This is a genomic window from Paraflavitalea sp., assembly GCF_059502485.1.
In genome coordinates, this window is record NZ_JCACET010000008.1 from 1,449,512 (window position 1) to 1,463,002 (window position 13,491).

Below are 13,491 nucleotides of genomic sequence, written 5' to 3' on the forward strand. Positions count from 1 at the left end.
ATATTGCCGCAGTAATCTGCTAATCAGTGAAGTACTGGCTATTCATCCTTTTCTTACTGTATTTCTGCTACGACGCCCCCGCCCAGGTGGATACCACTTACCTGAAGAGGCTCTATGACCGCTGTCTCGATTTCTCGGAAGACAAGGCGGACTCGCTCCTGCACTACGCTAATTTCATCAAGACAGAATCTGACCGGTTAAAGTTTAATAAGGGGGATGTATTGTCGCTCCGGCTCAAAGGCATTTATGAAGAGATGAGCAGCAACTACCCTTCTGCTATTGAGTTTTACCTGCAATCGCTGGATGCTTCGCGCAAATTGTCGGAAGTGGCTTATGAAAAAGCCGCGTTAAGTGATCTGGCTATTGCGTATGCCAATATCAAAGAGCCTAATAAGGCCAAAGAGTTTTACCTGGAAGCTGCTCAAATTTCAAAAGGCGCCGGGGAGATCTATGACCTGGTGAATACGTATAATAACCTGGCTGTTATTTACACGCAGCTGCAGCAGTTTGACAGTGCGCGGATATTGCTGAACGATGCGATACGTTTTGGGAAACCGTTTGAGCCGGAACTTGATCTTTCCAGTTCTTACAACAACCTCGGTAACCTGTATTTCAAGGAGAAAAAGTATGATGATGCGCTGATCTATTTCCGGCGTAATTATGATAAGCATCGTAATGGTGATAATGTTGATGATCATTGGGTAGCGCTGGTAAACATGGCTGATGCCTATACAGAAAAGAAGCAGTTTGATTCCGCTGCCAAATATGGCCAGCTGGCGATCAAGCTGGCGCAGGAACTAGAATCGGCCGGCAAACTGTCTGACACCTGGAGCGTGCTGGCCAAGCTGGCGGAGTATAAGGGGGATTACCATGCTGCTTACGATAACCTAAAGAAATGGTATACGCTGGACACTGCGATCATTAATGGGGATACTTATAAAACGGTTGCTGAATTGCAGGAACGTTTTCACGCCAAGGAACGGGAAGTAGAAAATAAGCTGCTGACTGAAAAGGTAGAGAAGGAAGTGTTGCGTACCAGGATCGTAACGATCGTGGCGCTTGCCATGGCCGTGATCGGTATTCTCATCGCTATTGCATTTGTTACCAAGCGTAATGCGAACCGCCGTCTTAAAAGTATTAATGACCTGATCGTTCAGCAAAATGAGAAGCTGGAGGAATTGAATTACGAGAAGAACTCATTGATCAGCATCGTATCGCATGACCTAAGTACTCCTTTTACCACGATACAGGTTTGGGGGAATGTATTGCAATCTGAACCTGGCCCATTGACTGAAGATCAGCAAAAGGCGTTGAGTAAGATCATGCAGGCCAGCACCAATGGTGAAGAAATGATCCGCCGCGTGTTGGATGTTGAGCGGAAGGATATTGGTCAACACAGGATGCAATTGGAGAACTTCGACCTCACCATTTTTACCGAAGAGGTTATCGATAGTTTCAGGCCGATGGCTGCGCGGAAGGATATTCACCTGCATGCCGAGATGCCTGGTAAGAATCTTTTTCTGCTTAGCGACAGGCAACTGGTATCGAGGATCTGTGAAAACCTGTTGTCGAATGCCATCAAGTATACGCCACGTGGTAAAAATGTATGGGTCAGCGTCAGTGATGAGCAGGACGCCATCAGTATTAAAGTGCGTGATGAAGGTGTGGGCATTGAAAAGGATGAATTGCCTTACCTATTTTCCAAATACAGTAAAATATCTTCGCAGCCTACCGATGGAGAAGCTTCTACCGGCCTGGGGCTTTCGATAGTAAAACGGATCGTGCAGGAGATCAATGGTAAGATCTTTTGTGAGAGTGAGCCCGGCAAGGGATCGCTGTTTACCGTGGTATTGAAAAAATAATCTTTCCCCGCCTGTAATGGCTTGTATGGTAGCCGCTTATCCCGATAATAACTACTCATTAGTAAAATAGTGTCGGTCGTTTTGTTGTAATTCCCTTAATTTGCAACGCAGTAGCAATAACCTTGAAGGTCTATCCATCCATATTGCGGCGTTCATTGGCGGGTGTTTTACTGGTGCTTTTTGCATTCAGTATTATGCCCAAGAAGGTGCTGCATGACTGGATCGTAAGTCATACTGATGGTGTTACTGCTGTTACAAAGTCTGAGACTGCCCAGGTAGGCAAGGCGGGTTTTAATTGTGCTATTCAAAACCTGGTGGCTGAGTCGCCATTCACTGCCGATGGTCAATCCATCGACTTTGCTCTTCCGCTGGTTCATCATGCGATGCCTGGTTCTTTTTCCTCCCAGGTAGTTGCTTCTTCCTTATTCTTCTATTCTTTACGGGGTCCTCCTGCTATCAGTTAGTATTTATTGTTCTTCTTCACCACAGGTGAAGCATTCTCTATTTTACCGGCAACGGTATTGACGTTCTCCATATTGACTGATAAATTAATTTATGAAACAGCTTTCTATCTATATAGTCCTGGCCGTATTTGGCTGCCTGGGTGCCCGTGCCCAATCTTCTGCGTTGACCTCTGCGACTTCTGAAAAAAATATTGTGGTGAATGTGTCTTTCACCGGTAAGGTAACTGATGCTAAAACGGGTGAGGTGTTGTCTGGTGCTTCTGTTCTTTTTCCTGATCTTAAGGTAGGCGGCACTACCAACCGGGAGGGTATATACAAGCTACAAAATATCCCTTCGGGTAAATACCTGGTAGAGGTAAGTTTTACTGGTTATGCTTCTATTGTTGAATCCATCGAGTTGAATGGAAATACGGAAAAGGACTTTACGCTTTCACGGTCTTATGCCGAAAATGAAGCGGTAACCATTACGGGTGTATCATCGGCCACTTCGGTAAAAAGAACACCTGTGCCGGTAAATATCCTGAAAAAGGAAGAGTTGCTTCGAGGGGTTTCTACCAATCTGATCGATGCGTTGAGCCATACGCCAGGTGTGACCCAAATCTCTACCGGGCCAGCTATTTCAAAGCCTTCTATCCGGGGCCTGGGCTATAACAGGGTTGTAGTAGTAAATGACGGTATCAGGCAGGAAGGACAACAATGGGGTGATGAGCATGGTATAGAGATCGATGAGTATAATGTAACGAAAGCTGAAATTCTGAAAGGGCCTGCCTCTCTGATGTATGGCAGTGATGCATTGGCCGGGGTGGTGAATATCATCTCTATTTTACCGGCGCCTGCGGGTTCCATCAAGGGTAATGTGTTTGGCACTTATCAAACTAATAACCGGCAGCGTGGTATGCATGCTGACATCGGTGGCAACCACAATGGTTTTATTTGGGGGGCTTATGGTTCTTATAAAGCGGCAGCTGATTACAAGAATAAGTATGATGGATATGTGTTCAACTCCAAGTTTAATGAGAAGAACTTTGGTGGGTACATCGGTTTGAACAAGCAGTGGGGTTTTAGTCACCTGTATCTTACCAATTTTGACCAGCATGTGGGTTTAGTGGAAGGCGACCGGGATGATGCCACAGGTCAATTCCTGAAGCTGGTAGATAATGGCGGTTCCGAAGAGGAAGCCATCGCTGCCGGAAAAGATTTTACTTCTACCGATCCTTTTGTGCCCCGCCAGCGGATCCAGCATTTCAAATTAGTGAGTGATAATAGCTTTAATGTAGGTAATGACCGTCTTACTGTGTTGGTTGGTTATCAGCGTAACCAACGCCAGGAGTTTGGCAATGTGCTGGACCCCGGAGAAAAGGAGTTGTATTTCGACCTGAATACGGTGAATTATAATGTGCAATACCACTTTGCGGAGAAGAATAACTGGAAAACGTCTGTTGGCGTGAATGGTATGCAGCAAAGTAATAAGAATAAAGGGGAAGAAGCATTGATCCCGGAGTATTCTTTGTTTGATATAGGTGGCTTCGTGTATACGCAAAAGCGGATCAATAAACTCACGTTGAGTGGCGGCCTGCGTTTCGATAACCGTTCTATCGATTCCAAAGAAATGGAAGATGGGGGAGATGTGAAGTTTGCTGGCTTTACCAAGAGTTTCTCGAATGTATCGGGCAGTGTGGGCCTGAGCTATGAAGCCAGCAAGGCGGTTACTTTTAAATTCAATGTAGCGCGTGGTTTCCGGGCGCCCAGTATTCCCGAGCTGGCCAGCAATGGTGCTCATGAGGGCACCAACCGTTATGAATATGGTGAGCAGGACCTGAAGTCTGAAACGAGCTTCCAGATCGATGGTGGGGTAGAAGTGAATACGGAGCATATTTCGCTGGCGGCTAACGTGTTTTATAATGCTGTCAGCAATTTCATCTACTACCGCAAGCTGGCATCGGTAAATGGTGGCGACTCTATCCTGGTAGATGGTTCGGATGAACTTTTTGCTTTCCGTTTCGATCAGCACAATGCCCGTTTGTATGGTGCAGAAGTGAACCTCGATATCCACCCGCATCCGCTGGATTGGCTGCATATCGAAAATACTTTCTCTTATACGCGTGGTACGTTGAGTGAAGACCAGGATGGTAGCAAAAACCTTCCTTTTATTCCTGCAGCCCGGTTGATCAATGACGTGAAGGCTGAGTTTGCTTCCAAAGGAAAAGTATTCCGTCATGTATATGTGAAGGCCGAGCTGGATAATACTTTTGCTCAGAACGATCCTTTTACCGGTTATAATACGGAGACCAAGACTTCCGGATACAGTTTGTTGAATGCCGGACTGGGCGGGGATATCGTAAGTAAAGGCAAAACTTTATTCAGCTTGTATTTTGCGGCTAATAATATCGGTGATGTGGCTTATCAAAATCACCTGAGCCGGTTGAAGTATACTGCTGTAAACAATGTTACCGGCCGGATGGGGGTGTATAATATGGGCCGGAACTTCAGTGTTAAGTTGAATGTGCCTTTATCCTTTAACATGTAACAATCCCGGGTACATAATAATATTGGGTTAGATGCGTTATTAATAGGATTTACTAACCCGTTTTCATAGGATTTTTTTAGCCCTTCGCTCTGCGAGGGGCTTTTTTATGCCCGGTTGCCAGTAGCTGTTACCTGCTTCCGGTGCAGATAGTATGTGATTAACAGCACTGTATGCAGGGCCGTGGCTATGCAGCACCAATAGAAGTACCTGAATTCCGTATCGGCCTGGTAGATGAAGAACTGTGGTAGCAGGTAAAGTAATGATGAGGTGGCCAGGCTAAGTCCTGCTTTTTTGAAGATGCTGGATGGTAACCGGAAGGTGATGATCAACTGTATAACCGGCAGCAATAGCCAGAACCAGGGTTTCATATATGGCATGTTCTTGTTGGCCGTTATAAGACCTGTAACACCCGTAAACACCCAATTCTTCTTTATGGCAAATCCGTAATCGTTGGTGTAGATGTATGGGTAGTAATAGTAAAACGTGGTATCTGGTCTTTGTTTCAGCTGCAGGTAATACAGGAATCCATCGAAGCGGTTTTCGAGGTAGGTGAAGGTGTTTTCGCGAATGCTTTTTTTCCAGGCTTTGATCAGCTCTTGCCGTGTTTGTTCATCAAGCGGAGCGAAAATGTTCTTTTGATCTTTGTTCCACCAGATATTATCGAGTGTTGCTGTTGTAAAGTGCTGCCTGATGTAGTTGCTGTCGAACCCGGGATGTGTTGTCATGAATGCCGGGAAATAGGATTTGCCGGTAGCTACATATATGCCTGCCAGGTCATGGGCCATCAGTTTATATTCCGGGTATAGTTTATGGGGCTTCAGTATAAACTTATTGATAGAGAGATTGGAGATCAATAAGCCTGTTAAAACCAGCGCCAACAAACCTGCTTTTTTGGTGATGGTGCCTGAATAGATGTCTTCCACCCACAGGTAATAGAGTGGTATGGCGCCGGGTAACGCATTAATGCGTACCATAGTGCCATAGGTGATGAGCAGAAATGTAACTACCGCTTCCCAGGGTCTCATCTTCCGGTTGTAATAGATGGCCCTGAGCATGATGACTACTGCCAGCAGCCAGCACAATGCCATCTGGCTGTCTTTTACTATAAGGCCTGCAAAGTTCTGTACGTAAGGGGCGGCAATGAACAGTAAAACCAGGCTGATGAAGGAAAGAGTATGTCTGCACCAGGTAGTAGCAATCAGGTAAAAGCTGGTCCATAGCAGGAGTAGCTGGAAGATCAGCATCACCTGGGGGCCTTTGTGTATGTAGTTTAACTGACTCCAGAGACCAGCCATGATCGGCGGATGCCAGTCTGAAAATGTAAAGGTGATGGCCTGGGTATATTGGTCGACTGAGTCGATGTACATGAAACCTGGCCAGCAGGCCAGCAGGTCAATGATGAATCCTCCGAGTGCGATTATGAATATATACCGGTTCAATGATGATTAATTCGTGTGTAAATTAAGGAAGATTGTATTTTAGAAGCAAATTATGGACATGGAGCTTTCTATCACAACCCCGGCGTTATTATTTCCTGCTATCTCGCTGTTGATGTTGGCTTATACCAACCGGTTCCTGGCGTTGGCCAGCCTGATCCGTAATCTGCACGATAAGTACAAGAAAGATCCTAATCAGAAGCATATCGTTGAGCAAATACGCAACCTGCGTACGAGGATCAGGCTGATTCGTTCCATGCAGGCGCTGGGGGTACTGAGCTTCCTTTTCTGTGTGGTGTGTATGTATTGTATTTTCAGGAACTGGACTGAGGCAAGTTATGTGATCTTCGCTATCAGTATTGTTGCTTTTATGGCTTCGCTATTGATATCATTATTTGAAATTTCACTTAGCACCAAGGCGCTGGAGCTGGAATTGAGTGACCTGGAGAAGGAAACAAAGAGTAATTTCTTTACCGATTTCCTGGGGGTACGGGATAACCGGGACCTGCATCAATAATGTTTGTGTCGTGGGAGTGTTATATTATTCTTAAGCTTCTTTTATATTTCTGTTCTTGTGATCCGGATCGTATTTCACAAAGAAGTATAAATAGATTACCCGGCTGAGGCGCATTAGCCAGGGCTGCAGGAAGACAAGTAGAAAAATGTTGGTGCCCAGCCAAATGAAGAAGCGATTGTCCCGCGTAGACATGCCAATGAGTACAAACCAGGCTACAAATGAAGTAACTGAAAAGGCTACCGAAAGTGCATATGACACATAGCCTGTTCCATACCAAAAGCCCGGCTCCAGTTCGTAAGGCTGTCCACATTCCGGACAGGTTTCGGGCATGTCAAATACTTTTTTGAGTCTCCAGGGGTTGTTGTTCGTAAACATAGGCCCTCTTCGACAACGAGGGCATTTCATGGTGAGTATGCTCCAAAAGTAATTTGGCTTGGTTGCTTTAGGCATAGGCCGCAAAGATAAGTTTTATCCTTGCTTGTTATGCGGCCAGTGTTTTCTTCCTTTCCCCGATCTGCTGGCGCCACATGGCGTAGTAAAGGCCTTTTTCTTCCAATAGTTCTTCGTGAGTGCCTGTTTCTACTACATCACCTTTTTCCAATACGTAAATGCGATCGGCATGCATGATGGTGGAAAGGCGGTGTGCGATCAACACCGTGATCTGGTTGCGTTGTAATGATATTTCTTTAATCGTATTGGTGATCTCTTCTTCTGTGATGGAGTCCAGCGAAGAGGTGGCTTCATCGAAGATGAGCAAATGTGGTTTACGGAGCAGCGCCCTGGCTATGGACAGGCGTTGTTTTTCACCACCGGATAATTTCAAACCTCCTTCTCCGATCATGGTATCTATGCCTTTTTCTGCACGGGCCAGCAGGTTGATGCAGGCTGCCTTTTTCAAGGCATCCATCAGGTCTTCATCGGTGGCCGAAGGGTTTACAAACAACAGGTTTTCTTTGATGGTGCCGGCAAATAATTGTGTGTCTTGTGTCACAAATCCTATCTGGCTGCGCAGATCATCATATCTGATGGCTGTTTCGTCAATTCCATTGTATAGTATCTTTCCTTCCTGTGGACGATACAGGCCTACCAGTAATTTCATCAAGGTACTTTTTCCTGAACCGGAAGGGCCGACAAAGGCAATGGTCTCGCCGGTTTTTGCGGAAAAGTTGATGTTATCGATCGCTTTTTGCTGTGCTGTCTGATGCTTGAATCCCACAAATTGAAATTCAAGGTTCTGGATATGACCGAGATGTTTAGGTTCAACAGGCTCCAGTTCTGGCTGTTTCTTCATCAGGTTCTCAAAGTTATTAAGCGATACTTCTGCTTCCCGGTACGAGAGTATAATAGCTGCAATTTCCTGTAAAGGTCCAAAGATGAAGAAAGAGAATATCTGCATGGTTACCAACTGGCCTGCGTCCATTTCTTTTCCGTATACCAGCCACATCATGAGGAAGAGTATCACCTGGCGTAATGTGTTGACAAATGTGCCTTGCACGAAGGACACGCTGCGGACACGCTTTACCTTTTTTACTTCGAGTCCTAATATCTTATAGGTGTTCTTGTTGAGGCGACTTACTTCCTGATCGGTGAGGCCAAGGCTTTTTACCAGCTCAATGTTCCTGAGTGATTCGGTAGTGGCGCCTGCCAGTGCGGTGGTTTCTTTTACTATACTTTTTTGTATGGTCTTTACTTTCCTGCTTAGTACATTGGAAATGTACATGAGTACGCCAATGCCGCCAAAATATACAAGGGGAAGTGACCAGTGTATTTTGGCTGCGAATACCGATACGACGACTATTCCGACGACTACGGTAAACAATACATTGACGAAGTAGCCAATGAATTTTTCCGTATCGGCTCTTACTTTGGTGAGTACAGAAAGGGTCTCACCACTGCGCTGGTCTTCAAACTCCTGGTAAGGCAGCCGCATGGCTTGTCTCAAACCATCTGTAAATACCTTGGCGCCAAACTTTTGTACTACCACAGTCATGAAGTAATCCTGGAAGTTCTTGGCGATACGGCTTACCATAGCTACTGAAATGGAAGCCAGCAATAAGTAAACTACGCCCCAGGGGCTTTTACTAAAGAGAAATTTATCCCAGCTGAATTCTCCACCTGCTTTGGTTGTATCTCTATAATAGAATGCAAAGTTGACCAGTTTGCCGAAGATGACAGGATCCATCAGGGAAAAACCTATATTGATGGCGGCGAGAAGTAAAACAAGGAATACCAGCCATTTATATGGCTTGAGATAATTTATTAATATTTTCATAGCTAACTAAAATAGTGGGAATTAGGAATTAACCGGAAAAGGCTAAGGAATGTTCAAATTCCATACAATTTCGGAAAAATTGCCAAGATGGCGGTCATACCGCTCCTTATTAGTCTTGCTACGCTTGTGTGGACCGGTATTTTATCAGGACCGGATCATCCAGAATGCGCCGGGCTCATCGTTGGGCTGGGCGCCTGAATTGGGGCATTTTGCTGCAAATTCGTCTGTGTACTTATGTTTCAGGAAGTTGAGCGCGCCTATGATCCTGAATTGTGTATTGAACATTAAGAATGCTTCCAACAGGTATTGCTCATTCCACATGCAGTGTTTCTCATATATCCATTCAGCGGGGTAGTCATGTGGTGTAAAAACGTCATGTACATGTACTATAACGCCTTTTTTGAGTACAGGCAGGATCTCAAAGAATTCAAATAAAACATCTCCCTGTGGACGTATCATGTGTGACGAATCAATAAAGAGTATGTCATTAGCTTCCAGCTGGGTAAAAAATGTTGTATCGATGTCTTCTACCTTTTTCCTGATCACTTCAACGTTTAGCTGCTCAAGCCAGGGCATTTCGTAGGGTTCAATACAAATGTGCTTACAGGCATTGGCTGCATTTTCGGTTGCATTCTTTGTTTCTGCCTGTATGGACATCATGGTAGAATAACCGCAACCTATTTCTATAACTCTTTTGGGCTTAAAGTGACGAACGATATTGTACAGAAATTCTCCGTCGCCTGCACGGTAGGAGGGGTTATTAAAATAATATTGAAGGGGGTTGGCAGTTTTCTTTTCGTGGGGGATCGCCTTCAATTCGTTATTGTAGTCGAACTTGTTCAGTAAAGCAAGTTGTTCTTCTACATTCCAGTCGATTCCCGGGAGTGATCTTTTCTCGCTCAGGGCTTTTCCCAAATGTTTAACCGGGTTTATCAAGGGCTGGTAATAATGATCGTTGACAGGCAAGACGCCCACTTTCATAAATATATTCTCACTGACCGGCATTTGCTTCGAGGTGGCACTTCTGACATATTTAAACCAAACCGAACTTACAAGGGTTAGGGGACTTAATAAGATATCACTTGTTCTCTGTAGAATAGGATGCTTTAAAATTTTCTTCATATGTGGGTCTGAGTAAGAGATTCCAAAAATAGGAGGAATGTGTGAAAAACCGGAATTTCAAATGATATAACTATCAACTGATTATCAATGCAAACCCACATCTTTAATTGTAGTAAATTTGCGGCATGGATCATTTACCCTTAGTATCTATTGTCACGATCGTATTCAATGGAGAGAAGTATATTGAACATACAATACAAAGTGTTGCTAATCAGAGTTATAAAAATATAGAATATATTATTGTTGATGGAGGGTCTACTGATAACACATTGTCGATCATTAAAAGATACGAACAGCATATTGCAACGTTTATAAGCGAAAAGGATAAGGGCATTAGTGATGCTTTTAATAAAGGTCTTCGGCTGGCAAAAGGAGATATTATAGGAATTATTAATGCAGATGACTGGTATGAGCCCGATGCGGTTGAAAAAGCCGTGAAAGCGATCGATGGTTTCGATATTGTATATGGCGACCTGCGCTTATTAAAGGATGGCAAGGTTGATTTTGTGCTAAAAGGAGACCATCATTACCTGCCCAATGAAATGACCATTAATCACCCTACCGTATTTGTAAGGAAAAGGTGTTATGATCAATTTGGGCTTTTCGATAATGACTTTAGGTGTGCTATGGACTATGACCTCCTGTTGAGGTTCATGAAGAATAATTGCCGGTTCAACTACATCCCGGCCGTATTGTCTAATATGCGATGGGATGGGCTTAGTGATAAAAAATGGCTGCTTGGATGTAAGGAAACTTTGCTCATCAAGAACAAATACCTACCGCATCAGAAAGTTAAAAACCAGCTTTATTTTTATAAGCATGTACTGGCCAATTTCCTGCCCAGGGTCTTTAAGAAATTAAAACTGGATGGTGTGATCAAGCTTTACCGGTCGAAGTTTTCCCGGGTCAAGAAGGTGTATGAATAACCGGCGGGTTATTGTCGGATGTTTTAGTATACAACAAGGGTAGCAGGGTACAAAGAATCACTCCATATTGTCTGTTGAATACGGATTCTACAAAAAGAAAACATAAGATTGTCAATGTTAAGCCCCATAGGATGGGGCTTTTGGCTTTATAAGCATTCCTGAACAATGCGATGCACCAAAATATAAGTACTGCTACTCCAATAAGTCCTGAACCAAGGCCAGATTGGAGGAATTGATTGTGACAGTTATAGCCGATGTATCCTACATCTCCGTGGCCATTGCCCATGTACATGTTCATGCTGATGTACTTTTTATTGAGGTAGGTTTGGACATTGGCGGGACCTACTCCGAAGATATGCGCATCATTTTCATCAAGTATTTCATAGGTAAACCTCCAGAAAACGAGCCGAAGGCTGAGCCCTGTAAATGGTGTAACGGGCGTGAATTTTTCCTGTTTCACCATATCCATATTACCCTGTAACATGTTTGCAAATCTTTCTTTCACAGGATTATTGGTGGTCATTACTACGGCAATGGATATTGTTGCAAATGCACTTAAGGCAAGGACAGGCCACAAGCGTTTTTTCCGGGAATAAAACCAAAGGGCATAGAAGACATAGAAAAGCAGCAGGATGGATAATACCAGTTTCGATGATAGTAAAATGATCAGTACTGCCAGGTAAGCTGCCCATATTATGTACAAGACCTTGTGCCTGTATACTGATCCCGGTATTTTTTCATAAATAAGGAAAAGCAGGCACATAAATACATATACTGAGAAGTAGATGGCATGGTGTTCTATCGGGCTAACCAGGGAGTGGTAGAAAAAGATATCCAGGGTCAGGTGATTGATGTTGGTCCATGTTAAAGCTACTATGCAGAACAGGGATGCTATTGTAACTGAAAGGGTGAACAGCATCATTATTTTTTTGCGCATCCCGATTGTTACCGGGGATGAGCAAAGTATTAACGGGATCACGAAAAAGCCTACCTGGCTTTCAATGTGTTTCCACCCTGCCTGCCTGTCTGTACCCACAAACATGCCCAGTACCTGGACGATGAAATAGAGGCTGTTGGCCAGGAAAAAAGTATTATTCCGAAGCCTGTTTATTTTGTTCCGGAGATCGCCTTCAAAAAGCCAGGCTGCAGAAAGCAGGATGATGCACAGGCTATTGAGGTTGAGTTTGGAAAATACAATGGTAACTAATGCAGCACTTAGCAATATAAGTTTGGCATTACTGAAGAAGGTCAACTTATTTAGCTTGGCTGTGTATTGCATCGGTTAAACATTTTTCTACGAGGTCTGTGATATGTGTCCAGGAATAGAGGTTTGTGATCTTTTGATTGTTATGGGTTATATAGGATCCATATTGTGACTTTTCTATCCCTTTTTCCAGTAACGCTTTTATGTCTGCCGGCGTAGAAAAGTAGAATGCATCTTGCTCCAGCACGCTTTTATTGAATATGTTATCATGCGCCACCACTAATGCCTGAGACGCCATTGCTTCCAGTAATGATGGGTTGGTTCCTCCTACGGAGTGGCCATGAAAATACAAATGTGAAAAATGCCGCAGGTTGTTTAGAATAGTAATATCATAAACCGGACCTATAAATTCTATGCGGCTGTTGGTATACTTTTCTTTAAGGTACGTGCCGAATTTATTCTTGTAGTTTCCTATTACGATTAGCTTTTGATCTATTTGTGCTTCCTGATGACCTTGCAGGATCGTTTCAACGTTATTTTCTGGCTCCATCCTGGCAATGATCATGTTGTAGGAATAAGGCGCCAGGTTGAAAGAATTAAGGTAGGAATTATCTGGTTGATCGAAAAGTGCAGCTCCGTAGGCAATGAATGTTGATGGCTTATTGTATTTCTCCAACAAATAGGTCTGAATGCCTTTGGAATCGGAAATTAAGTAATTACTTTTAAATGCTGCCCATTTTTCTGCCCGCTTTAAAAAAGATTGTACCGGTTTACTGTACTTGGTTCTTTTCCATTCCAGTCCATCCATATTGGTAACGATGACCGACTTTTTAGGAAATAGAAATGACCAAACGCTGCTGCTGGTATAACCCAATTGAAGGATGACATCAAATTGCCTCATTCTGCTGTCAAGAATGCAATTCAGGTCATAGATGAACTGTCCAAATGTGCCTATTTTGTTTTCCGGATCCTTCTTTTTGATCAGTTGGACTCCTTTCCAGGTGGGCTGCTCATACGGGTGCAGAGAGGAGCAATAAACAAATACCTCATGTCCACGCTGTACAAGTGCGGGCGCTATGTATTCTGCAAACTGTTCAAAGCCTCCATACAAGTTAGGAATTCCCCGGGTGCCTAAGATTGCTATTTTCATGTGCTGCTTTC

At 43.9% G+C, this 13,491-nt stretch carries 11 protein-coding genes; 5 read left to right on the forward strand and 6 right to left on the reverse strand.

What is annotated here, in order from left to right; translation table 11 throughout:
- Window positions 1–26: 26 nt before the first annotated feature.
- The 3 genes from AC5JBY_RS08735 (at window position 27) to AC5JBY_RS08745 (ending at window position 4,853) form a co-directional block, all read left to right on the forward strand.
- Entirely contained in the window at window positions 27–1,862 is a 1,836-nt protein-coding gene (locus AC5JBY_RS08735) for a tetratricopeptide repeat-containing sensor histidine kinase (RefSeq protein ID WP_495904188.1), read from the forward strand.
- A 122-nt stretch (window positions 1,863–1,984) separates the two neighbouring features.
- Window positions 1,985–2,326, forward strand: coding sequence for a hypothetical protein (locus AC5JBY_RS08740; RefSeq protein WP_495904189.1), 342 nt, complete (start codon window positions 1,985–1,987; stop codon window positions 2,324–2,326).
- 91 nt (window positions 2,327–2,417) lie between these two features.
- Window positions 2,418–4,853, forward strand: coding sequence for a TonB-dependent receptor (locus tag AC5JBY_RS08745; RefSeq protein WP_495904190.1), 2,436 nt, complete (start codon window positions 2,418–2,420; stop codon window positions 4,851–4,853).
- Between the two features lie 104 nt (window positions 4,854–4,957).
- Here the strand turns inward: AC5JBY_RS08745 and AC5JBY_RS08750 are convergent, their stop codons facing one another.
- Window positions 4,958–6,292 carry a hypothetical protein gene (locus AC5JBY_RS08750; protein ID WP_495904191.1) on the reverse strand — a complete coding sequence of 445 codons (1,335 nt, stop codon included), beginning with the start codon at window positions 6,290–6,292 and terminating at the stop codon, window positions 4,958–4,960.
- Between the two features lie 58 nt (window positions 6,293–6,350).
- Between AC5JBY_RS08750 and AC5JBY_RS08755 the strand changes: the two genes are divergently transcribed.
- A complete protein-coding gene (locus tag AC5JBY_RS08755) occupies window positions 6,351–6,806 on the forward strand; it encodes a DUF2721 domain-containing protein (RefSeq protein WP_495904192.1) in 456 nt (151 codons plus the stop codon).
- Window positions 6,807–6,836: 30 nt separating this feature from the next.
- Here the strand turns inward: AC5JBY_RS08755 and AC5JBY_RS08760 are convergent, their stop codons facing one another.
- From AC5JBY_RS08760 to AC5JBY_RS08770, 3 genes are all read right to left on the reverse strand, one after another.
- Window positions 6,837–7,181: a DUF983 domain-containing protein gene (locus tag AC5JBY_RS08760; protein WP_495904193.1), complete on the reverse strand. Its 345-nt coding sequence runs from the start codon at window positions 7,179–7,181 to the stop codon at window positions 6,837–6,839.
- A gap of 106 nt (window positions 7,182–7,287) precedes the next feature.
- Window positions 7,288–9,078 (reverse strand): ABC transporter ATP-binding protein, encoded by a 1,791-nt coding sequence (locus tag AC5JBY_RS08765; RefSeq protein ID WP_495904194.1) that lies wholly within the window; start codon window positions 9,076–9,078, stop codon window positions 7,288–7,290.
- A gap of 144 nt (window positions 9,079–9,222) precedes the next feature.
- Window positions 9,223–9,993 (reverse strand): class I SAM-dependent methyltransferase, encoded by a 771-nt coding sequence (locus AC5JBY_RS08770; RefSeq protein WP_495904195.1) that lies wholly within the window; start codon window positions 9,991–9,993, stop codon window positions 9,223–9,225.
- A 332-nt stretch (window positions 9,994–10,325) separates the two neighbouring features.
- Between AC5JBY_RS08770 and AC5JBY_RS08775 the strand changes: the two genes are divergently transcribed.
- Window positions 10,326–11,126, forward strand: coding sequence for a glycosyltransferase family 2 protein (locus tag AC5JBY_RS08775; protein WP_495904196.1), 801 nt, complete (start codon window positions 10,326–10,328; stop codon window positions 11,124–11,126).
- Here AC5JBY_RS08775 and AC5JBY_RS08780 read toward each other — a convergent pair.
- Complete coding sequence (locus AC5JBY_RS08780) at window positions 11,107–12,405, reverse strand: O-antigen ligase family protein (protein ID WP_495904197.1); 1,299 nt, start codon at window positions 12,403–12,405, stop codon at window positions 11,107–11,109. The two genes, AC5JBY_RS08775 and AC5JBY_RS08780, sit on opposite strands and share 20 nt — an antisense overlap.
- The gene (locus tag AC5JBY_RS08785) at window positions 12,380–13,480 is read right to left on the reverse strand and encodes a DUF1972 domain-containing protein (RefSeq protein WP_495904198.1); all 1,101 of its coding nucleotides are present in this window, start codon (window positions 13,478–13,480) and stop codon (window positions 12,380–12,382) included. Before AC5JBY_RS08785 ends, AC5JBY_RS08780 begins: the two co-directional genes overlap by 26 nt.
- Window positions 13,481–13,491: the final 11 nt, after the last annotated feature.

Excerpts from the sequence above, each read along its gene's own strand:
- AC5JBY_RS08765 (WP_495904194.1), bottom strand. The coding sequence starts at position 9,078 with ATGAAAATATTAATAAATTATCTCAAGCCATATAAATGGCTGGTATTC.
- AC5JBY_RS08785 (WP_495904198.1), bottom strand. The coding sequence starts at position 13,480 with ATGAAAATAGCAATCTTAGGCACCCGGGGAATTCCTAACTTGTATGGA.
- AC5JBY_RS08755 (WP_495904192.1), top strand. The coding sequence starts at position 6,351 with ATGGAGCTTTCTATCACAACCCCGGCGTTATTATTTCCTGCTATCTCG.
- AC5JBY_RS08780 (WP_495904197.1), bottom strand. The coding sequence starts at position 12,405 with ATGCAATACACAGCCAAGCTAAATAAGTTGACCTTCTTCAGTAATGCC.
- AC5JBY_RS08775 (WP_495904196.1), top strand. The coding sequence starts at position 10,326 with ATGGATCATTTACCCTTAGTATCTATTGTCACGATCGTATTCAATGGA.
- AC5JBY_RS08760 (WP_495904193.1), bottom strand. The coding sequence starts at position 7,181 with ATGTTTACGAACAACAACCCCTGGAGACTCAAAAAAGTATTTGACATG.
- AC5JBY_RS08745 (WP_495904190.1), top strand. The coding sequence starts at position 2,418 with ATGAAACAGCTTTCTATCTATATAGTCCTGGCCGTATTTGGCTGCCTG.